The sequence below is a fragment of the Paenibacillus sp. FSL F4-0087 genome (assembly GCF_038020215.1).
Lineage (GTDB): Bacteria > Bacillota > Bacilli > Paenibacillales > Paenibacillaceae > Paenibacillus > Paenibacillus taichungensis.
In genome coordinates, this window is the sequence record NZ_JBBODJ010000001.1 from 1,535,841 (window position 1) to 1,557,336 (window position 21,496).

At 47.5% G+C, this 21,496-nt stretch carries 18 protein-coding genes; 6 read left to right on the plus strand and 12 right to left on the minus strand.

The genetic code is table 11. The annotated features are described in order from the left end of the window. Positions 1-57: 57 nt before the first annotated feature. Positions 58-1,191 carry an alanine dehydrogenase gene (gene ald / locus MHB84_RS07360; RefSeq protein WP_076290222.1) on the plus strand — a complete coding sequence of 378 codons (1,134 nt, stop codon included), beginning with the start codon at positions 58-60 and terminating at the stop codon, positions 1,189-1,191. 156 nt (positions 1,192-1,347) lie between these two features. Here ald and MHB84_RS07365 read toward each other — a convergent pair whose 3' ends face one another. Then, positions 1,348-2,265: a PD-(D/E)XK nuclease family protein gene (locus MHB84_RS07365; RefSeq protein WP_076290445.1), complete on the minus strand. Its 918-nt coding sequence runs from the start codon at positions 2,263-2,265 to the stop codon at positions 1,348-1,350. A gap of 390 nt (positions 2,266-2,655) precedes the next feature. Between MHB84_RS07365 and MHB84_RS07370 the strand changes: the two genes are divergently transcribed. Then, on the plus strand, positions 2,656-3,339 hold the full coding sequence (locus tag MHB84_RS07370; RefSeq protein WP_076290223.1) for a serine/threonine protein kinase: 684 nt from the start codon (positions 2,656-2,658) through the stop codon (positions 3,337-3,339). Positions 3,340-3,464: 125 nt separating this feature from the next. On the opposite strand, the gene MHB84_RS07375 is transcribed toward MHB84_RS07370, so the two are convergent. Continuing rightward, the gene (locus tag MHB84_RS07375) at positions 3,465-4,352 is read right to left on the minus strand and encodes a helix-turn-helix transcriptional regulator (RefSeq protein ID WP_076290224.1); all 888 of its coding nucleotides are present in this window, start codon (positions 4,350-4,352) and stop codon (positions 3,465-3,467) included. Positions 4,353-4,482: 130 nt separating this feature from the next. Here MHB84_RS07375 and MHB84_RS07380 point away from each other — a divergent pair, with 130 nt between their 5' ends. Together MHB84_RS07380 and MHB84_RS07385 are read left to right on the plus strand one after the other, a co-directional pair. Further along, a complete protein-coding gene (locus MHB84_RS07380) occupies positions 4,483-5,370 on the plus strand; it encodes a sugar phosphate isomerase/epimerase family protein (RefSeq protein WP_076290225.1) in 888 nt (295 codons plus the stop codon). A 75-nt stretch (positions 5,371-5,445) separates the two neighbouring features. After that, positions 5,446-6,501: a Gfo/Idh/MocA family protein gene (locus tag MHB84_RS07385; protein ID WP_076290226.1), complete on the plus strand. Its 1,056-nt coding sequence runs from the start codon at positions 5,446-5,448 to the stop codon at positions 6,499-6,501. A 307-nt stretch (positions 6,502-6,808) separates the two neighbouring features. On the opposite strand, the gene MHB84_RS07390 is transcribed toward MHB84_RS07385, so the two are convergent. Beyond that, on the minus strand, positions 6,809-8,128 hold the full coding sequence (locus MHB84_RS07390) for a glycoside hydrolase family 125 protein (RefSeq protein WP_076290227.1): 1,320 nt from the start codon (positions 8,126-8,128) through the stop codon (positions 6,809-6,811). A 247-nt stretch (positions 8,129-8,375) separates the two neighbouring features. On the opposite strand from MHB84_RS07390, the gene MHB84_RS07395 reads away from it, so the two are divergent. Next, positions 8,376-9,434, plus strand: a complete 1,059-nt coding sequence (locus MHB84_RS07395) for a LacI family DNA-binding transcriptional regulator (RefSeq protein ID WP_076290228.1) — start codon at positions 8,376-8,378, stop codon at positions 9,432-9,434. Positions 9,435-9,567: 133 nt separating this feature from the next. Here the strand turns inward: MHB84_RS07395 and MHB84_RS07400 are convergent, their stop codons facing one another. The 3 genes from MHB84_RS07400 to MHB84_RS07410 all read right to left on the minus strand — a co-directional run bounded on the left by MHB84_RS07400 (position 9,568) and on the right by MHB84_RS07410 (position 12,431). Next, a complete protein-coding gene (locus MHB84_RS07400) occupies positions 9,568-11,163 on the minus strand; it encodes a DUF4179 domain-containing protein (RefSeq protein WP_076290229.1) in 1,596 nt (531 codons plus the stop codon). Continuing rightward, the gene (locus MHB84_RS07405) at positions 11,144-11,716 is read right to left on the minus strand and encodes an RNA polymerase sigma factor (protein ID WP_076290230.1); all 573 of its coding nucleotides are present in this window, start codon (positions 11,714-11,716) and stop codon (positions 11,144-11,146) included. Before MHB84_RS07405 ends, MHB84_RS07400 begins: the two co-directional genes overlap by 20 nt. Before the next feature lie 199 nt (positions 11,717-11,915). Further along, entirely contained in the window at positions 11,916-12,431 is a 516-nt protein-coding gene (locus tag MHB84_RS07410; protein WP_072735185.1) for a mismatch-specific DNA-glycosylase, read from the minus strand. A gap of 121 nt (positions 12,432-12,552) precedes the next feature. On the opposite strand from MHB84_RS07410, the gene MHB84_RS07415 reads away from it, so the two are divergent. Continuing rightward, a complete protein-coding gene (locus MHB84_RS07415; RefSeq protein WP_063567676.1) occupies positions 12,553-13,473 on the plus strand; it encodes an AEC family transporter in 921 nt (306 codons plus the stop codon). Between the two features lie 96 nt (positions 13,474-13,569). Here MHB84_RS07415 and MHB84_RS07420 read toward each other — a convergent pair whose 3' ends face one another. From MHB84_RS07420 to MHB84_RS07445, 6 genes are all read right to left on the minus strand, one after another. Continuing rightward, on the minus strand, positions 13,570-14,091 hold the full coding sequence (locus MHB84_RS07420) for a hypothetical protein (RefSeq protein WP_076290231.1): 522 nt from the start codon (positions 14,089-14,091) through the stop codon (positions 13,570-13,572). Positions 14,092-14,177: 86 nt separating this feature from the next. Next, entirely contained in the window at positions 14,178-14,699 is a 522-nt protein-coding gene (locus MHB84_RS07425) for a hypothetical protein (RefSeq protein ID WP_076290232.1), read from the minus strand. Between the two features lie 19 nt (positions 14,700-14,718). Further along, positions 14,719-16,581, minus strand: a complete 1,863-nt coding sequence (locus tag MHB84_RS07430; RefSeq protein ID WP_076290233.1) for an S-layer homology domain-containing protein — start codon at positions 16,579-16,581, stop codon at positions 14,719-14,721. A gap of 264 nt (positions 16,582-16,845) precedes the next feature. Then, complete coding sequence (locus MHB84_RS07435) at positions 16,846-17,097, minus strand: hypothetical protein (protein WP_063567677.1); 252 nt, start codon at positions 17,095-17,097, stop codon at positions 16,846-16,848. Positions 17,098-17,344: 247 nt separating this feature from the next. Beyond that, the gene (locus tag MHB84_RS07440) at positions 17,345-20,023 is read right to left on the minus strand and encodes a polynucleotide kinase-phosphatase (protein WP_179087185.1); all 2,679 of its coding nucleotides are present in this window, start codon (positions 20,021-20,023) and stop codon (positions 17,345-17,347) included. After that, positions 20,020-21,477, minus strand: a complete 1,458-nt coding sequence (locus MHB84_RS07445) for a methyltransferase domain-containing protein (RefSeq protein ID WP_076290234.1) — start codon at positions 21,475-21,477, stop codon at positions 20,020-20,022. The genes MHB84_RS07440 and MHB84_RS07445 overlap by 4 nt, the downstream gene beginning before the upstream one ends. Positions 21,478-21,496: the final 19 nt, after the last annotated feature.

The following is a 21,496-nucleotide window of genomic DNA, read 5'->3' on the forward strand; positions in this document are numbered from 1 at the left end:
CAGGTCATAAACTTGTAGTATAAGCTAACAACCATTAAATGGACGAGGTGCATGGCGATGAGAATCGGAATTCCGAAAGAAATCAAAAACAATGAAAATCGTGTAGCAATGACCCCTGCAGGAGCTGCTGATTTTGTCAGAGCCGGACATCAAGTCATGATCGAACGTGGCGCAGGATTGGGCAGTGGATTCACAGACAACGAATATCAATCGGCCGGAGCGGAGCTTCGGGATACAGCTTCAACTGTGTGGGCAGAGGCAGAAATGATCATCAAGGTCAAAGAACCCCTTGCCAGCGAATACGCCTATTTTCGCCCTGGCTTGATTCTCTTCACCTACCTGCACCTCGCAGCGGAACCTGCACTGGCAAAGGCACTGATTGAAAGCCGGGTGACCGCCATTGCGTACGAGACATTGGAAGTTAACGGGACGCTGCCTCTGCTCACCCCGATGAGTGAAGTTGCCGGACGGATGTCGGCTCAGATTGGAGCGCAGCTGCTGGAGAAAACGGAAGGTGGCAAAGGCATTCTGTTATCCGGCGTACCCGGCGTAAGCCGTGGCAAGGTCGTTGTTATTGGTGGCGGCACGGTGGGCACCAATGCCGCCAAAATCGCGATTGGTCTGGGCGCGGATGTGACCATCCTCGATTTGAATCTGAATCGTCTGCGTCAGCTGGATGATATTTTTGGTAATCAGATTCATACGCTGGTATCTAGTCCATCCAATATTGCGTCGGCTGTTGCGGCTGCCGACCTGCTGATCTGTGCGGTGCTGATTCCAGGCGCCAAAGCGCCAACCCTAGTCAGCGAGCAAATGGTTACCACCATGGCACCCGGTTCGGTCATTGTGGATGTGGCGATTGATCAGGGCGGAATTGTGGAGACCATTGATCATATCACGACCCACGATGAACCGACCTATGTGAAGCATGGTGTGGTGCATTACGCGGTAGCGAACATGCCAGGCGCGGTGCCGCGTACGTCTACGGTGGCGCTGACCAACGCCACTATGCCTTATGCGCTGCAGCTGGCCAACCACGGTGCAGCCGCCGCGATTCGCGGCAGTTCGTCCATTCGCAGCGCGGTGAACGTGCTGAATGGACATATCACGTATGAGGCGGTTGCCCGGGATCTCGGGCATGCCTATGTTCCCGCAGGACAGGCGCTGGAGAATACCGCCACGGTCCAGTAATCTTGATATGACCGTTCCACCTGGCGCCTTGTCGCCGGCCTGTGGAACGTAATAGAAGCGTCAGTCCGGGCAGATCCTGTCCAGGCTGGCGCTTCTTGTTTTATTTTATTTTCATATGAAATAGGAATGAGTTCTGAAGATGCTTCGGGTGGCGCTCTATACTACACGTTCGCTGCACACCTCACGAAAATTACAGTCCCGGCAAGCACGGCGTGAAGGCATTGGCGTGAAATACGAAACGTCTTTGGGACGGTTGTAATACTCATCATCCACACAGGAGCGCATCTCCGCAATATACCGCCCCACGTTCTCCTCCACCTTTAGGATATCCTCTTCCGTTGCCGTAAACTCTCGGTGTGTTCCGGTTAACAGGTACTCCACCCTCAGCTCAATCTGCTCCAGTGGAACCCGGTAATGCTCCCTCACATAGGATGCGTACAGCATCAGCTGATCCGAGAAGTCATCCTCCTTGCCCGTCTTCCAGTCCACAATGACGATGTTGCCGTTGCTGCGACGATATAACAAGTCCATCTTCACATACACACGCGTATCGTGCAGCATCATCGTATCCCATTTCTCAATCTCCAAAATATCCGTACTTGCACGGGACAGGTCCTTCCACGTGAGCGTCTGGTACAAATTACCGACACAGGCCGCGGCTCGTTCTTTAATTGTCGCAATCCGGTCATTCAACGTGTCATCCCCGTAATACATCTCAGACAACATCACCCGGTTCTTGGGATCGAGCCGCCACTGATCTTGATCCATTGATTCCACATACGCCTGATTCAGCAGCTTGCGCATCGTCAGTTCCAGAAAGTGCTCACGAGGTTTATCCTTGCCTTCTTCCCTGCTGCGAACCGCCGATTCACACATCCGATGCGCGAGGTCACCGAATACGAGGTATAGATTACTGAGCTGCTTCAATCGATACAGACGTACCTGCATCTCATCAGCCGAATCTGCCTTCCAGCCGTTATGGGCTCCATAATAATGATAATAATATTTGCGCAGGCACTCATCGAACATACTCGCCCGCGACTGCGAATAAGACCACTGCGGGTATTGTGCCATAAGATATTCTGCCTTTCTGTATGCCGGATCTGCATGAGATCCCTTAATGCTCACAGTATATAGGAAAGAGCAAAAACGTCGCAAGCACCCCTTCCGTAATTTTCTTCTATCCGCAACCGTTTCCGATTCAATGCGTAACGTTTATATAGTAACATCACCAAAAGATGAAATTACAGAGCAGAACGCATACTATTCTAAATAGAGTACAGGATTTTGCTTTGATATAAGATGAACCTTAGAATTACACTAAAACGGAGAGGGCAGAAAAAATCTGGGGGTAACAGCGATTGAAAGATTATTCTGCACGCGGAGTTGCCGAGTGTAAAACTCATGAGTTGATCTTATATGAAAAAATATTGTACAGGCATATCCTAAAAGGAGGCACCACCCATGAATCGACCGGATTGGTTCCAGGCGGAAGAGGCATTACAACAAATCCAAGTCATCGGAAGCGACCGGAATGAGCTCGTTAACATCATTGGCCATGTAGAAGGACTGAATTGTATTGGCACAGGAACGGATGCGGCGGTATTTACGTATGACGGATTGCCGCAGTATGCCTTCAAGATGTACTCAGATCATGCCCTGGACAAACTTGAAAATGAAAAACAGGTATATGAGCAGCTCAAAGGCCTGCCCTATTTCCCTACCTATTACGGCAGCGGCCGAAATATTCTTGTGATCAGTTTTGAAGCGGGAGATACCTTGCTCGAATGTTTGGAAAAAGGAATCCCGGTCCCTGAGCAGGTCATGCTCGATGTGGACGAAGCGCGTGAGGCAGTACGCAGCCGTGGCCTGAATCCACGGGACATTCATCTGAAAAATGTCATTCTCCAGAATGGACGCGGTAAAGTCATCGACGTCTCGGAGTATATTCAGGACGGTAACGATAATCGCTGGGAGCATCTCGTCTGGGCCTATCACAACATTTATCCACGGATCAAAGGTACGCCCATCTCCCCACGCATGCTGCAAACGATCAAATGGGGATATAATCAACTGGATCAGGCCAATATCAAATTGGACGACCTCTCCAAAAAAGCTAATCGATTATTCTCCAAATTCATGAAATAAGCATGTTTATAAAACAGATCAAATGTTTGTTCTGATATTTGATATTCATAAAACAATCCGGATTACTCGCGCATCTCTGGCGGTGATCCGGATTTTTGTTTGTACCCTGTTGATGCAAGGCCTTCTTATTTTAACCGCCCCTGCGAGGGTGTCATCCCTTTGTATTGTTTATACAGCTTCGTAAAATAGTTGGCGTTATCACAGCCAACCTGGGCAGCGATCTCGGTAATGGTAAGGCTGCTCTCCTGCAGCAACTGTTCAGCTCTCGTCATTCGGCACCCATTCACATATTCCACAAAGGTGCGTCCAGTTAGTTTTTTGAACATTTTGCAAAAATGATATGTGTTCAGCCCTACCTGCCCGGCAGCCTCGGTCACGGACATTTTCCCTGTTGGCTCCGCTTCAATCTGCTCAATCAAAAGCTTAAATCGTTCCCGATTGGGAAAATACGATCCCGTTGTTTTATCAGGGAGATGGTGTGGCATAAATGTGCGGGCAAGCAGAGTGAAAAGGGCATGCAACTTGGATTTCACAACCAATTGATAGGCCAGCGGCTGTGAGGCCATCTCCTCGATAGCTTCATCCAACAGGGAGTAATAGCCTTGGCAAGCTATGTCGTGCTCCGCCGGTTTTACCGGGAACCTTACCTTCCCTTCCAGATAGGGAGCAACATATTTCAAGTGAACGGGGTCATGGGTAAAATCATGAAATAACGCACTGTTGAGCACAACCGAATCATAGTGGATATCCCCTTCCTCCAGAGCATACCCGACATGCAGCGCCCCTCCAGGAATGATAATGACCTCACCTGCTTGAGCTACATAGGGCCTGCTGTCGATATGAAACAGTGCACTGCCCTTCCGCATAAAAATCAGTTCAAAGTGTTCATGCCAGTGCAAGTACAGAATACATTCTTCCGTTTTCATCCCCCAACAACGATTCTGGAACAACTGAAATGGATGTGATTTATGGTCAATGCGGGTATTTTCGTGAAGCGCTTTCAGGTCCAGCAAGCTGTCTCCTCCTTTCCCCACAAGATCAGACTAATATTGCACAAGATTGTATAGAGCCATGCAGCAGATGCCCGGCTATAATGAGTGTGTCACGAAGTACTATAAGCCAATATTGGAGTGAAATTCAACCATGAATAATCCGTTACGCATAGGCACCCTTGTGGGTGGACACGACGCAGTCCGCGTCATTCCACAGATCATGAAACATGGCTTCGAATCATTCAATCTGACCTTCTGGCAAACAACTGGTGATCTGGACCTCGCCGAAACAGCCAAACGTGTCCGTGAAATTGTGGACGAACAAGGAATTGTCATCTCTGCAGTAAGTGTCTTTGGCAATCCGCTCACCGGAGCCGGGGATAATGCCGATACACTGGCCAGTTGGGAACGGGTGATTGACCATGCCCAGCTCTTCGGAGCGGATATCGTCTCCGGGTTTACCGGACGACTGACCGATCAACCGATTGACCAATCCATCCCACGGTTCAAGGAAGTGTTTGGAGAACTGGCACGCCGGGCTGCAGACCGGGGTGTACGCATTGCTTTTGAAAACTGTGATATGGGCGGCACATGGCAGACAGGCGATTGGAACATTGCGCATAATCCTACGGCCTGGGAGATGATGTTCGATGCAGTTCCTGATGAAAACATCGGATTGGAGTGGGAGCCATGCCATCAAATGTCCAGCCTGATTGACCCAATTCCCCAGCTGCGCAAATGGGCGCCTAAAGTGTTCCATGTGCACGGCAAAGATGCCACCATTGCCTGGGACATCGTCAAAGAATATGGCGTGCACGGCCCACGTGAATTCGTCTGGCACCGTACACCCGGCTTCGGGGATACCAACTGGTCCGACATCATTACAATTCTGCGCCAAAACGGGTATCAGGGAACGATTGATATTGAAGGCTGGCATGATCCTGTCTACAAAGATGAACTCGAAATGACCGGACAGGTGCACGCACTAAAATATTTAAAACAATGTCGCGGTGGAGATTTTATTCCCAATCCGGTATAAAAACGGGATTAACATGGAGTGGCATGATGTCCATTGCACAAACATAGAAAATGAAAAGTATAAGGAGATGATAGGATGAGTCATCCTTATCGGGTAGTTGTGGCAGGCTGTGGGGCCATGTCCAACACCTGGGTTGATTACGCCATGCAAAGGCCGGACACGGAAATTGTGGGGCTTGTTGATCTGTATGAACAGACTGCCGTTGCACTCGCTGCACGGCACGGCCTCTCCTGTCCCACATTTACGGATATCGGTGAGGCCATTCGAGCAACAGATGCCAATATCGTATTTGATGTCACCATTCCAGCGAGCCATCACGGCATTGCCATGACGGCGTTACAGCAAGGATGTCATGTATTTGGCGAAAAACCTCTGGCGGAATCCTTCTCTGATTGTGAAGATATTGTTCAGACTGCACGCCGTACAGGCAATATTCAGGCTGTGATGCAAAATCGCCGTTTCGATCCACGTATTCGCGCCTATCGGCAGTTGATTTCCGACGGAACGATTGGCCAGGTCGGTTTTGCAGGGGCAGATTTCTTCCTGGGACCTCATTTTGGAGGATTCCGTGACCTGATGGATAGTCCACTGCTGCTGGATATGGCGATCCACACCTTCGACCAGGCACGTTATATTCTCGGTGCCAATCCGGTCTCGGTGTACTGCCACGAATTCAATCCTCCAGGTTCCTGGTATCAAGGTAATGCGATGGCACTATGCATCTTCGAAATGTCCGATGGCTCCGTGTTTAACTATCGCGGGTCCTGGTGCACAGAAGGTGTGCCTACTTCATGGGAAGCATCCTGGCGTGTAACCGGCGAAAAAGGAACCGCGATCTGGGATGGACATGATGACATTTATGCTGAAGTTGTCTCGGCACAGCATCTGGATGCGGAAGGCAAACCATCCTTTTTCCAACCATGTGAGCGGATCGAAGGAGAGCAGCCTGTCATGGAGAAAACAGGACATCACGGCTGCCTCGAAGACATGTTCGCAGCGCTGGAATCCGGGCGACTGCCTGAGACCGATTGCAGTGATAACCAGTTCAGTATGGCCATGGTCCTTGCATCCCTCGAAAGTGCCCGCACAGGTCAAAAGGTGTTCATCGCCGATCTGCTGAAAACCACATAGCGAAGCCGTGAGTCACATATCCTTCCTCATAAACCAAGCCCAAACTGCGAATCTTTAGCAGTTTGGGCTTTTTGTCTACTCACTCTTCTATTCTAGAAATGATGTAGCCGAAAAAATGTCATGCCAAATAGCAAACGCAGTGCAGGGAACGAAATCGATTCTGGAGAAACGAAGTGCTCGCCTTTATCACCGGATTTCCCCTTACAAAAAGGGAATCAAAAAATCCGGGGATAACAGCGATAGAAAGAACGATTCGTAACCGGAACGACTGCTTTGCAGGCAGTTATTTTTTTGAACTTACATCATTTTATAGAATTCCTTTTTTCATTGCCTTGTACACAAGCTGCGAGAACAGGCTGTTCGACCAAGCAAACCAGGGCCTTGTGAACGTGTTTGGATCATCCGAATGAAACCCTTCATGCATGTAGCCGGTGCCTGCATCCGTGTTCTCCAGCAAATCTATCATGTCCAGCATTTCCTTATCATTGTCTGCGGTCAAACCCTGCATAGACAGCGCCATATGCCAGACGTATCCGGGAGGAGTATGAGGGCTGCCGATGCCTTTGGCTGCTTGTCCTTCATAATAAAACGGATTTTCCTTGCTCAAAATAAAGCTCCGTGTATTCTGGTACACGATGTCCTCGGTGGAAGCATACTCCAAATAAGGAATAGACATAAGTCCCGGGGTACCTGCATCATCCATTAGGCAAAAGTTGCCGTAACCATCCGTCTCATAGGCATAAATCTGCCCATACTCGGGGTGACGGTAAGTACCGTATAAGGAAATACCATGTCGTATTTCTTCTTCCAGATGAGCCATCTCACTGACAAGCTTCTCATCTCGAAATACCCACCTTGCAATCTCCCCCATTTGGCGCAAAGTCACCGCTGCAAACATATTTGCCGGGATATTATAATGAAAATCACATGCATCATCACTGGGGCGGAAACCGGACCAGATCATCCCGGTATAGTTTACCGGCATCCCCAAGCCTTCGTTACGGAGCGTATCATGGGCTGGACAATTCCGGCGCATGAATTGATATGGGGACTGTTCACCATGACGCTGCTCCGTTTTCCACAGACGTACTACGCTCTCCATCACCCTCTTGAAACGCTCGTCAAATATATCCGTCAATTCCGTCTCACGCCAATACGCATAGGCGAGCCGCATAGAGAAACAAAGTGAATCCAGCTCAAACTTGCGTTCCCACACCCAAGGCGACATCTCTGTCTCATCATTCGCATCCCAATGCCATCCATTAGCCGTTTCGTTGAACGCATTGGCATAGATATCGATGTCCGCATAGAATGTATGCCGTTTGATCAGCCCGCCAATGATCCGCTGCAGCTGTTCGTCTTCCTTTGCCAGCGGAACGTAGTGCATCACCTGCTCCACTGAATCACGCAGCCACATTGCCGGGATATCCCCTGTAATAACAAAGGTTGTCCCATCATCCAATAGCTTTGTCGTCGTTTCCAACGTGTTGGGAAAACAGTTACGGAACTGTGCCAGCAATCTGGGTCTATGTTGCAGCCGTTCCTCGGCCTCGGTGAGAATGTTCTGCACAGCTTGCGGTAATTCCAGATGCGGCATGGGGATTTTCGGTAATCTGAACTGTTCCATGGATGTCGTCTCCTTTGAATTGAAGTTTCCATATTTGTTTGCATCGATTCATTCAATGATCTGTGTCGCATTGTTATTTTCGTTATGATAAATTATAATAACATTATTATTTGTAAGTGTACTGTGCCGGAAGATGATCGTCAATTCATAACGGATGGTATATTAAAAAATAAATTGGATCATATCTTGTAGATTGAAATGGCTCGTTAGTTTTATGCAAATTGTTTACATATGAAGGAGTAATGAAATGTCACGTAAAGTATCTATCCAGTCGCTGGCCGACCAGCTTGGATTATCCAAATATGCCGTCTCCCGTGCACTCAGTGGCAAGACAGGTGTCAGCGAAGCGACTCGCGCCCGTGTGCTGGAATTAGCCCGTGCCTTGGGATATCGCCAAAGCACCCCAGGAAGCAGCACTGTTCCAACTGCAACCCAGACAGAACAATCCGAACCCCCATTTGCTCTCATCTGCATGAATCAGCTCAACCGGGGTGAGCCCCACTACTGGCAGCGCGTCCTCTCAGGCATGATCTCTGCCTGTAATGAGAGAGGATGGCATCATGCCATTGTATCTCCCTCTCTGGGAGTCGCTGATGAACACACGCCGCCAGAACGGGCAATCGCTCCTCACTTGGATTGGGAACGTTGTGCAGGAGTCATCGCCATGGGCGCTTTCCCCCATGCAGTCCTGCAACGACTGACCCAGACAGGCCGCCCCATTGTGCTCGTGGATCATCAGGAGCCACTATTGAACTGCGATACGATCAGCCATGATAACCTGGAAGCAGGCATTACTGTGGCTAGATATTTAATGTCGATGCAGTGCCGCCGCATCGGTCTGATTACGGATGATGGCCGAGCTGCCAGCTTTGCACAGCGGAAGATCGGCATCGAACTGGCTTTGAACCATTTCCACGCAGACAGCAGTCGGTTGACCACGTTCAGAGAATGGAATATTCCTTATGAGAACGGCGAATGGATTGACCAATTGGCTGCCACAATCAAAAACATGCCCGCCGACGAACGGCCTGATGCCTGGATTGGCGTAAATGATGATATCGCCTTGCAGTGGATGAATAAGTTGCAGGAAATGGGTTTCTCCACACCTGGGGATTGTCTTGTCATCGGTATCGACAATGTGCATGCCGCCGCCACATCGTCACCGCCCCTGACCACAGTCAACCTGTGCAAAGAGGAACTCGGTCAGCGTGCGATCGAAGCGTTACAGCGCAGAATTGAACGCCCGGGAACACCAAAGGAAACGGTCATGTTATCCACATCCCTTATTCCACGGGAATCGGCGTAACTCAATGTGCACAACTTCTTTAGCATCAGCAGGACTTAACTTTATTGAATATCAAAAAGGCTCAGCATTTTATTATGCTGGGCCCTTCTATCTCTATCTTGTTATTCTTCCAAGCTTATTCCGTTCCGTTTCTTTATTTCTGCCAAGGCAGACTGGTATACGATGGAAGATCTACTTCCCAATTCACGTCTCGATACTCACGATTAACTACGGTTCGTTTTAAGGTTAATTTTGTTCCATCTTCTTTGTAAAAACCACGGATGACCAATTTCAGATTGTCTGCAACGTATTCTCCGTCATTATTAGGCTGGTCTGGATAACCGATTACTTGAACAGGATACTCTTTTCCTTCCGGATCTACAGCCACCCAGCGATCGCCATTAAAAGCATTTCGGAACGTCCCTCTTCCCTCCAGGACTAATGAGTAGTTTTTGTCATAGGATTCCCACACCGGTTTGAAATTGAATTCAGAAAATAAAATTTCATCTCCATATTGTTCAAATTGCAGTACGTAGGTGTAAATTTCAGCATCCTTACGCATCTTTTCCAGATCCACTTCCACCGACTTCTCTCCCCACACTGGTATGGTGTATCCTTCCAGGACAAAGCGAATCTTCTTCGCATCCACCGTAACAAAAGCAGGGTCCCATGTCTCCGATAACTTCAATGGACCACCATCCATTAATCCACTCAAATCTCGGAACCGGAACTTGGCTTGACGGGCATCTGGTCTGCTCCCGTTGAATATTCGATACTCATTCGTTTCAGGAATTTCGATGTGATACATCAGGTCCATATCATCTGCCCAATCTTCTCCGACTTTGGCACGAAGTTGATCATCCAGACTGATGTTCATGTCAAGGCGGGTCCCGTTTGGCGTACGTACTAGCTGTGTCATGTCCAGTTTCAAACCCTCAGGAGTGGTGTAGGTATTGTTCATAGGAGCCTCAACAGCCAGTGATTTGGCTTTGGTCATATCGATGTTGAATTGAAAGCTCCAATCTATCACAGCATTTTTATCTTCGTATGATTTTGTCTCAAAATTATAATAGCTTCCTACTTTTAGATGCCCAAGTTCTCCACGCACGATCACCTGATCCGGGATATCATCATGCAACTGGTATACCAATCGTTCAGCTGCCGAACCGCTTGTTCTGGTATCCCGCGCGAGAGTTGCAACCTGTCGCCCCTGATCGTCCGTAATATGAATTCTCCCCGCCTCTGGAGATATTGCAAAAAGCCCTAGCCCATCAGGTGTTGTTTGTTTCAGTGTGATCACGATTTGAGAGCGATCTACCAACACATCTTTGATCTTAAGCGTGTAGCCCTGATCCTCAATGTTGATATTCGGATTAACCACTAGACCGAGTGGCTTCAAGCGTTTGTAATCATCGGCAAAATAGGAATACTTGAGTTCTTCTGGAACAGGTATGTTAGGTAGTGGCGGGTTATTTACGGCATTTACCGTGGATTGAGTCGATTTTGCTGTGTGATCAAAAGCAAACCATGCCCCTCCCACAAGGATCACAACTGCCGCCGCTGCAATCCCAGTACGGCGCATCCAATGGGATTTGGAAGCCTTTTTCGTAAATGGATCCCCGTGCTCTGCGCTTTCCATGGACACGCCTTCCAGTTTTCGCATCACCTCAAGTGTAAGGTCCGCATCCGGCTCCTCACGAAAGAAATGCTGTTCCCACAATCGATCCTCATCATTTGGAATAGGCTTCATACGTCGATAAACCTCCTTTGCGCTCCATTTGTTTCTTCAACGTTTTCTTCCCTCGATAAAGTGCATTACGCACTTGTGCGGGGCTCATGTCTGTGATATCTGCAATCTCTTCGTAGCTCAGCTCATTCGTATATTTAAGCAGCAGCACAAGCCGATACGACTCTGGCAGTTGGTCCATCTGGCGATATATTTCACGCTGCATCTCCTTATGCAGCACATGTTTCTCTGGCGTCTCACCATTGGTTTGTTCCAAGACTGTATGAACAGCGGTCATGACCGGTTTCTGTTGCCGCATAAAATCCCGCATCCGATTCACAGCGATGGTGTATACCCAAGATGAGAAACTGCTTCCTTCCCTTCGTGTCGGAAGATAGCGGTACATCCGAAGAAACGTATCCTGAGCGAGATCCTGTGCATCCTGATGACTCGCACCCATTCCGCGTAAAATGCCGAAGACTTTATTTTTATATCGATCCACGAGCACAGCAAATAGCTGTTTGTCCCCTGCCATAATACGCTGAATGAGCTCCTCCTCTGGTATCTGTTGAGTCATGTAATCCCCCTTCTCTACAGCTTCCTTGCATGGTTCTGTACTATATAGACGGAATCACTTCCTGAAACCTCTCACTTTATCCAAAAAAAAGAATTCGCGCCACCCGGTGTAAACCGGATAGCCGAACTCTGCAACCATTGAAGGTTCATTGTTACTGCTTCACTTGCTGCCATGTGGAGTTTCAGTTTTGCTTCGTTTTTCAGTCCTCTCTGCTTTTTTCTGAGACAAAATCACTAAGCTGGGAATAGATCGCTACGATCTCGTCCATCGACATACGCACTAACCCACTGGATGAAGGGGCTACAAATTCATGAATTTCCTTGACGACCGGGTCGTCCTGAAATCCCCATTCCGCTTTGGCACGCTGACTGTACTGGGTGTATACCCCTTTCCCCACAAAACAGGCGATGTCTGGTCGGTATTCCTCCAGCTTTTGCCGTAAAATCTGCCGTCCCTCTGCATATTCTTCCTTTGTAATATCGTCCATACCTCTTGTTGGCCGGGCAACAATATTCGTAAATCCGTACCCCAGCTTCAGCAACTCTCCATCCTCTTGTGCATCATATAAACGAGGAGTCAATCCGGAACGTTCAAGAATGCGCCAGAAACGGTTTCCTTTATAAGCATAATGATGACCCGTCTCTCCAGACGTGATGCTGGGATTGAATCCAATAAATAATATCGATAAACCATAATCCAGATGATCTGGAATCATAATGAAAAGCCCCCTTATCTTTTTTAGTCATTTACATCTTTCATCTGTGTATAAAATGATATAATGGTTGAAGTATTTTCGAAATCGGACTGAAATTTTCATGAAAAAGGAAGCTGAACTGATGATTGCAGACATCATGCTTGAAGTCGTCCTGCCCGTCTTTCTCCTGATTGCCGTCGGGTCCTGGATGCAAAAGGTGTTCAAGTTGGACTTGTACACCCTCGCCAAAATCAATTTCTATTGTATTACCCCCGCAGCCGTCTTTATGAGCATGTACCACTCCGATATGTCGGGGGAATTGCTCGGAACTGTCACGCTTTTTTACGCCTTATATGTACTTATTCTCTATATTGTGGGGTCTGTGTTCGCACGCTCGCTTCGCATGAACAAAGGCATGAAGGCTGCCTTCAACAACAGCATCATGCTGGACAATGCAGGCAATTATGGTCTGCCCATTAACTCCCTGGTATTTCGTGGTGATCCGCTGGCCTCTTCCATCCAGGCACTGGTCATGTCTTTACAGGCATTACTGACGTTTACCTATGGTGTGCTGTCCATTCAGGGTGCCAAGCTCAAAGGCAATTACCGTGCGGTGATCATTGGATTTCTAAAAATGCCCGTTCCTTATGCACTGTTGCTCGGCATTTTGTTTCATATGGGGAATATTCCATTGCCCACTTTCCTGTCCATGCCGCTGACTTATGCGCAGCAAAGTATGGTCGCTGTAGCACTCTTGACACTCGGTGCCCAAATTGTAAAATATCCAATTCGCCTGTATCGTCTTGATGTGTATATTAGCACATTTCTGCGTTTGCTGATTGGCCCGGCCATCGGGATTTCGATTGTACTGCTGCTCGGTTTGCAAGGTATCGCCGCTCAAGCCCTTATTATCGCATCCGGTATGCCTACCGGAGTCAATGCGTCCATTCTGGCTGAGGAATACGATAACGAGCCAGACTTTGCCGCCCAGACGGTTCTGATTTCGACGTTGCTTAACATCATTACGATTACCGCACTGATTTCGTTTGCGAAGACGTTCTGATACTGGCAAATCAAACCCGCTTCTCCACTTCATGTTCCGTTTCCCAAAAAAACAAGTCCATAACCCATGATATGGGTTATGGACTTGTTTGGTTCATTAGATTGGTGATGAAACAGCAACAACACTAATCTGATATTGCCCAGCCGAGTTGAATGTAATTTTGAATGTCGAATCCATGCTTGGACTCGTTATAGTACTAAAGTTTTTGGAATAAATTAAAAGTAGCTCCCCATCCACACTACTACTTAATGCGGTTAGACCACCACTATCTCTATACTGGGACAAATCCAAATCACTTTTGGTGATGGAAGTTCCGTCTGTTCTGGTAATCTTAAAATAATATTGGATATTCTTAAAGTCCTGGCTAACGGTTGCGCGAAGCTTGAGATCCTTGCTGTCCCCGCTATTTACGGTTTGAAGCGGAAGTGTCTCCAATTCATGGTTGCTTGAATCCAACCATTTCAATACATAGGTAGGTTCTGCCGGGGCATTCACCTTGAAAGTCGCTGTAATTTTATTGGATAAAGGCGTGTAAGAATAGTCGGCATACGCTGGGGCCGCCATAGTAAACAATGCGGTAGATAGAAGTACTGCCTTAACAAATTTCGGGATTCTCATAGGTATTGATCTCCTTTTTATCTCCAAGGGGAAAACCGGATTCTCCCGGCTCTCTCCCGCTATTGCAGACTTTTCACAATCTTGACTTAAGCTGGTGAATTTAGAGCAACTACACTGATCTCGTACTCACCCGTGTTGTTGAATTTCAGATTGTACAAGAAGTCATGCACTGGTGAAGTGACTGTTTGATAATACCTTGTATAAATAGTCAGTTTACCATCACCGCCAACTTCTCCGGTTCTTGGCGATCCAAGCGAATTGTTTACGTATTCGTTCAATTCCACATCATTTGCAGTAATTGCAGTTCCGTCTGTACGGGTGATGGTAAACAACAATTGGATATCTGTATAGGTCTTGGATGTCGTTGCACGAACCTTAACATCCTTGTTTTCTCCGCTAGTCACAGTTTGCAACGGCAGCGTTTCCAATTCCGCGTTCGCATTATCCACCCACTTTAGCACAAAGGATGGAGCAACAGGATTTACCTTGAAACTGGCCGTAATCGTATTGGACACCGGTCTTCCGGAAGCTGCATACGTAGGGCTGGCCGCTAAGAGCAAGGCAGAGGATAATAACAGAGCTTTTGTTAATTTATTCATTTTCAACATGAGAGAACACTCCTTTTTCTTAATCAAAATGTTTATGTTTCACAGCACTTATCTGCACGGAGTATGTCCCCGGAGCATTGAATTTCACCTCAAACAAGATTGTTTCCTTGTTGACAATGGCAGCATCATCGGACTTCGTAATAAGCCAGCCATTGCCGACATCGTATGATGTATATCCTGGCGTACTGATCAGCTCTACATCAGATGAAGAGCCGTTTTCATCAGTCCATTCAAGCAAGTAACTGGCGTGATTAACGGTCGTTGCTATTTCAGGAACAGGCTGAGATGTGAAGGATACCGTTTTGCTCACACCAGGCGTGGTTACGACAATCCCCGAATTTTCTGACCCTACCTGCAGTTTCAATGGCAGTCTAACATCCAATTTCAACTGAGATTTTTCGGAGATACCTTCAACCTGACCTGTGAACAGATATATCCCTGGTTCATTAATGAGTACTTCATTATTCGTGATATGCACGTCTTTGGGTGCAGTCCAAATTACTGTTTTCATAACGGTACTGCCATCAGGCATCCGGACAGACACTTGCGTCGGAAGCTGATAGGCCTCAGCAACCTCCTGAATTTTGGCGATTGTTGAAACCACTGGTCCTGTTGGACTTACACTTCCCCCAGAACTGCCGCCAGTAGTTGTTCCACCCGTAGAAACCGTAGGTTGTACGTCTCGAGGTTTCCCATTAATGAGCTGAATCTTGCCCTGATTCCCACTGTAATCCTTGACCAAATTCGGGACGAGCTGCTTGTCCGGAACAATAATATCGTTGATTACGCTAGTTTGCTGGAGAACAATCTCAGAATCCTTAACCGCTTTTTGTGCCACAGTTAATGAGTCAACGGAAGTCGTGCCTGTCAAAGTTAACTTGGTAGCCACATTCAATTCCATTCCTTTGATCTTGGCATTCTCAAAAACCAGCGAGGTTTTGGTATTCCCATTAGTCAATACCTGTCCATCCACTGAAAGGTTTTTGATGGTTAGTTCATCACCCAAAATGATCAAATTCCCCGTAATATGCAGATCTCCACCATCAAATACAAGATTCTTTTTGGAAGCAGGCACCGTTAAATCCACAATGTTCTGAATCTTGTAATCCGGTGTCAGCGTGACCTTCAAGGTCGCCCCTTCGAGGAACTGCTTGTTGGCAGTGGTCAGCAGTTTTTGAATCTCGTCTGTCACCGGATATTTGAAAGCACCTATACGGACAGTACTCTCATTAATAATGGTGAGTTCCATCTCCTTCGTTTTCGGTTCTTCAAGTGCCTGAATCAAACGAGTCAAAAAGACAGCGATTTCCTGTCGTTCCGTTGGTCTATCCAAAGCCAACTTTTGACCATCCCCCTGCAACAAACCGATTTCCATGGATGTTTCAATGCTTTGCTTGCTGACAGGATCACTTACTTCACGATCCGACAGTACGGCAGTCCCTTTTCCTTGGGCTCCAGTGGCTTGGACAAAGATGGACAACAACTCTTCCCGAGTTACCAGATCTGTTGGCCGAAACGGCTCATTTGGATTGCCCATCAGTCCTTGGCTCTGAACTCGTTGGATGCTGTTTGCAGACCAACTGCTTGCACGAACATCCGGAGGCAGCACGGATGTAGATTCATTGGCCGGTAACTGGAGAGCCCGTACAAGCAATTCAGCCACCTCTTGACGAGTAATTTTTTTGCGCGGTTGATACGTCCCGTTATCATAGCCCTGGGTAATGCCCAGTTCGTTCAGATAAGCGATTGAGGCCAGAGACCAATTGGAGGCTTGATCTATATCCGAGAAAAGTTTTTCGGTAACTTGCGCGGATACAGCAGTCGCATGAAATTGACTTAACAAGAAAACACCAAGCGTTGTGCGTAAAAGCCATTTATTCAAAGATTTTTCTCTCCTTTTTCGATAGTAAATTAGAGACCTAGAAATGTTGTGCTATATACAATGAAAGTTGAACCAAGACATTTTCCATCCATGTTTTATCAATATATCAGGTCGTTCTGAACGGATTCTGAACAAGTTAATCTCGATATGGAATACAAAAAGAAGTCCAGATACACCCTTCAACGGATGTGCCTGGACTTCTTTATTAATGAATATATGATAGAAAATTTGAGCTAAGTCTCCATGACTCATTTGAATTGACTACTAAGATTCACATGTCGTCCGTTCAGGGAACTTGCCACCTTCTCTGAACAAACATCGAACCAGTCGCTGCGCGGCCCGATTAAAATAAAAACTCGGACTGACACCCTCCACCTGAACAGGCTCCAGTTCCTTCACACTTTCCTTGACCTTATTCATTTCAATGAGTCCCATCTTCCGCTCATTCGGTCCGAATCGATAAATAACCTTTTCATCGTCTTCCGTCTGTTTCACCAGCAGAATCATTGACGCCATACAGGTTACCCCCTATCGTTACGTTGTGAGATTCCAATGACTACTTGCTTACTATTAATTATTACCCAGAATGGATTGGAAACATATAGGGCTTTAGTTATTTATATTAACGTTAAAACTCCTAATTTTAATTATCTTGAATGAAATATTTTGACGAAAAATAAACAAAAACAGGCTTGGATATACCAAACCTGCCCAATTACCTTGCATCTAAAGGAATCAGAAGTCTCATGCTTCATCGATCCTGTTACAAACGTGGGTCCACCGGTTCAGACTCCAAAGCCAATGTCCCGAGAACACATTCATGCACCCTTTCCACGGGCTCCATGCGCACAAAACGCTCGATCCCCTCCATGCCCAAGGCACTTTCCATCAGAGCGTGGCGCTCTTTTTTGGACGTTTTGCGTTTGCTGAGCCGGGACAAATTATCCGGTGCAAGGTAATCCATGCCATAAATGATGTGCAAATACGCACGACCTCGTACTTTAATCGCAGGTTGGATCATTTTGTTGCCGTTCCAGGCACGGAATGTTTCCGGCTTGATGACAATACCTTCATGTCCTTCTGCCGTGATTTCATCCCACCAACGAATGACCTCATCTTCATCTGCCCTACCTGCAATTACGCGATATTCTGTTTCCATCATCATCGTAGACATCCGAGAGAACTCACGATTTTGCTCCATATGCCATTCATGTGTCTGATCCCAGAACGCTCCGGTGCTATGTGCCAAGGTATGAAACGGCGCAATACGAATATCTCCGATGTCCTCTACATCCCAGCAATATTTCTGAAATACGTCGCGGAATGTTCTAGCATTGGCAAGCTTACGTTCTTTGTCCTGCAACCACTCCCCCACATCTCGGCCTGCCATCTCGGCTTCACGCAATTTGGTTACCACCAATTCCCGATCCATCAATGAGACCTCCGCTACATGTGCATACTGCGATGAGATCAGCTCCCGCGCTTTCAGATTCCAAGGTACAATCTCTGCATCGAGTAATACGAACTCCGTCTGATGACGGTCAAAATAATCCGCTGCGATCAAATCCGCATGTAATCTTGATAACACCTTCTGCTCAATCGTCCGGTCAAAAAAGGAACGTCCTGTCCGGGTCACAATGTTCCCCAGCATTGATCTTCCCACCCGCTTCTCCGCTACTTGTTCGTCTCGGAACAGGAGCATAATGGCACGGCTTCCCATATGTTTCTTCTCCGCTATCATCCGAGTAACACCCTGAGATCGGTAGTACTGGAACGCATCCCGTGGATGTTCCAAATACCCTTCTACCGAAGAAGCTGTTGGTGGTGGGCTCATCGTAGGTGGGATATAAACTAGTTCCTCCAAAGGTACGGTAAAATGGGAAAACGTATCAATCGCCGCCTTCGCGACCTCAGCATGAATGGATACATCCAGCCGGGACCCGGTTTGCACTGTGAATCCTTCCTTGAATTTACGTAAGTTCGGAGGTGCAAATCTCCGCCGTTCCCAACGTTTAAGTGGACTGTCCAAATCTTCAGCGTAATCCTGCTTTGCCGGAACACTAATTGCTTCGCGTTCAGGCATCCGCCACGCTGTGAGCATACCACCAAAGACAACGCCTTGATCAATATTGACCGTATCATTCACTATCATGGGATATGGATGCGGATCGTGTCCCCAGACAATGCATTCACCCGAAGTGTGATCTACGTACCAATCCTTGCGAATCGGTCTGCCGTGTTCATCCGTTCCCTCCACATCACCATAGCGGCAATAATCCTGAATGCGTTTGGACTGTTTCCCGATAAAGTGATCCCGAATCCCTGCATGTGCTACAACCACCTGACGCACGCCATTTCTTGAAAAAATAAGATGCGATGGCGCATCAAGTAGAAATGTCCTTAGTTCTTCTCGTACTTGCAGTGCCGTCTCTTGGCCCTGCTCCTGCTCCAACTGAATAAGCTCAGCCTCCACATGTTCATCGCCATGACTTAACGTCACGTCACGACCATCCAGATAACGTCCTATCTTCCAGCCATGATTGCTGTCGATCATGTAGGCCAGTCCGGATGCACAATGCCGCTGCCAGAACAATAGACATTTTAACGATTCTGGTCCCCGACTGGTTACGTCTCCAACTGAAACCAATTTCCGTCCTTCCGGATGATAGTAAAGACCACTTCCATCTTTATCCTCATATCCGAGTTTCAGAATTAATTCCATCATTTCATCATAACAGCCGTGAATGTCTCCAATGATGTCGATACCTGTATCTATATCAATCACAAGGGGGTTGGATGTACGGATAAACGAGAATTCACCAGGCTGTTTCAGAACATAATTAGCGTCGAAGCCATCTTCACGGATGGAGCGTAGTGTTCGTTTAAACTGCTGCACCTGTTGTTTCACCCTCTGACGTCCGCGCGGATACTCTCGCTGAACATCACGTTCGAGCAGTTCTTTTTCAGGGATATCCAGTACGACAGCAATCACGGGTACATGAGCTTTTCTGGCGATTTGAATCAAACGCTGACGATCCTCTGGATACAGATGGGTGGCATCAACCCAGGTCAGCTTGTTCAGACGGCAGCGGGTTGCGAGTATCGCCTCCATCGCTTCAAACGCCCTGGCAGATACCTGGTGATACTCGGCATAGATTACGTCTGCTTCGCTACGAGGCCGATGTTTCCAATCTATATACTCGTCATCTCCAATTAACATTCGGAATTGGTCAGATGAGACTGCTTCGGTTCTTCGGATGACACCTTCTAAAATGAGACGATCCAACAACGTGCTTTTACCACTGTTCGAAGGCCCCACCAGAACAACGATGCCTGAATGCGGCAAGCGAATTTCACGCTGTATTCGATCCAAGGCATTCGCCTCATCGCCCTGGCACCTGATTGTATCTTCTATCTCATTAGGCTTCCTGTTGTTCTTCATGATCCATTCTCCTTTCTCCGCTCAAAAATGACCAGTTGTGTAGGTTGTCCGTATTCCTCTGCGTAATCACCAATACCCCGTATTTCAAAAGTATAATTCCCTTGAAGTGCCCATTCCTCACATCGTTCAGCCAATTCCGCCCGAGTCCACTCGAAACGATGATCATGGTGACGGAAGTCCTCCTGTTCCATCGCGTACACTTCGTTGAACTCTTTGTTCGGAGTCGTCACCAGCAACACATCAGGTCGATAATCATTCATAATGGTATCCATAATTCCGTTCAAGCGATACGCTTCGATATGCTCTATCACTTCACACAGGATCATGACATCCTGATTTTGCATCTGTTCATCAAAATAAAAGAGCGAACCGATCACAGGCTCTGGCATAGCAATGACCCCACTGCGATCTTCCAGCTTCGCAAAGCGCTCCATAGCCCGAAGCCGTGACTGACCTGATGGTTCAACGGCCAGAATGGATTCCACGCCCGAAATGTAGGCTAAGCGGGCAGAAAGCTTGCCTTCCCCGGCTCCCATATCGACAATACGTCGTTTGACTGGAAGACCTGTGACCACTTCCGTGATTGCACGATAACGCAGTTCATTTAATCTCACTGGTGACTCAGATCGCTCAACCTCACCTGGGGAGCCATCTTGAATCCCCTCATCACTCTCATTGATATCCTTATCCGAAATCTGATTCAACTCACCTGCCTGCTCAACCGAAACAGACAAAGCCCCTTCCTGAAGCTCATACTTCCGAATCAGTTCAGAAAATCGCAGTGTACGTCGGACAATAAGCTCTTTCAACGGATGGTTTTCCAGCCATCCTTCGCCATAACGTTTGATCTTATCAATCTCGTCTTCACTGATGAAATAATGTTTGTAGTTGTCCAACACTGGGATCAGCAGAAATAACTGACGCAGTGCATTTTGCACCGTGACCTGTCCATGCAGCCTAATACGACGGATTGAGCTTTTCTTTTTCAGATCAAACGTATAAGACAACTCATCTCGCTCAAGGGTAACCGCGTAGCCGAGTGATGAGAATAGTTCCTCCACAACCCGATCAGGGAGGTCCGATGCAACAGGTCCAAATGACAGTTCCATATCGAACGGATGCTCCACCCATTGCACATAGTCTTCCTTCGGTTTACCATTCAGCGCCGTCCCCAGTGCAGGACGTATGTAGGAGCAGAACAGACTGCTCGTCACAAATTCCCGGTCATTAATATATTGTGTGATGTCGTAACCGTTCGGAGTGCCTCTTACCAGATCAACAGGGTCAGGTTCGGCATGAATCAGCACTTCGGTTTCGCTCTCAGTATCGGTGATGTACACAATTCGTACGCGTACACCTTTTTCCATCCGGTCATATACGTTATGTGGATTCTTCGCCAGCAAACGCGATACAGCTCCTGACCCTGCTCCTCTTGCTTTCAACATTAGATGCATCAGTTCTCCTCCTTCTCCT

Bases quoted from the DNA above. Each gene is read 5' to 3' on its own strand.
- MHB84_RS07410 (WP_072735185.1), bottom strand. From the start codon at position 12,431: ATGATTCCAGATCATCTGGATTATGGTTTATCGATATTATTTATTGGA.
- MHB84_RS07405 (WP_076290230.1), bottom strand. From the start codon at position 11,716: ATGACTCAACAGATACCAGAGGAGGAGCTCATTCAGCGTATTATGGCA.
- MHB84_RS07365 (WP_076290445.1), bottom strand. From the start codon at position 2,265: ATGGCACAATACCCGCAGTGGTCTTATTCGCAGTCGCGGGCGAGTATG.
- MHB84_RS07435 (WP_063567677.1), bottom strand. From the start codon at position 17,097: ATGGCGTCAATGATTCTGCTGGTGAAACAGACGGAAGACGATGAAAAG.
- MHB84_RS07385 (WP_076290226.1), top strand. From the start codon at position 5,446: ATGAGTCATCCTTATCGGGTAGTTGTGGCAGGCTGTGGGGCCATGTCC.
- MHB84_RS07440 (WP_179087185.1), bottom strand. From the start codon at position 20,023: ATGAAGAACAACAGGAAGCCTAATGAGATAGAAGATACAATCAGGTGC.
- MHB84_RS07370 (WP_076290223.1), top strand. From the start codon at position 2,656: ATGAATCGACCGGATTGGTTCCAGGCGGAAGAGGCATTACAACAAATC.
- MHB84_RS07380 (WP_076290225.1), top strand. From the start codon at position 4,483: ATGAATAATCCGTTACGCATAGGCACCCTTGTGGGTGGACACGACGCA.
- MHB84_RS07390 (WP_076290227.1), bottom strand. From the start codon at position 8,128: ATGGAACAGTTCAGATTACCGAAAATCCCCATGCCGCATCTGGAATTA.
- ald (WP_076290222.1), top strand. From the start codon at position 58: ATGAGAATCGGAATTCCGAAAGAAATCAAAAACAATGAAAATCGTGTA.
- MHB84_RS07400 (WP_076290229.1), bottom strand. From the start codon at position 11,163: ATGAAGCCTATTCCAAATGATGAGGATCGATTGTGGGAACAGCATTTC.
- MHB84_RS07420 (WP_076290231.1), bottom strand. From the start codon at position 14,091: ATGAGAATCCCGAAATTTGTTAAGGCAGTACTTCTATCTACCGCATTG.
- MHB84_RS07395 (WP_076290228.1), top strand. From the start codon at position 8,376: ATGTCACGTAAAGTATCTATCCAGTCGCTGGCCGACCAGCTTGGATTA.
- MHB84_RS07445 (WP_076290234.1), bottom strand. From the start codon at position 21,477: ATGCATCTAATGTTGAAAGCAAGAGGAGCAGGGTCAGGAGCTGTATCG.
- MHB84_RS07415 (WP_063567676.1), top strand. From the start codon at position 12,553: ATGATTGCAGACATCATGCTTGAAGTCGTCCTGCCCGTCTTTCTCCTG.
- MHB84_RS07425 (WP_076290232.1), bottom strand. From the start codon at position 14,699: ATGTTGAAAATGAATAAATTAACAAAAGCTCTGTTATTATCCTCTGCC.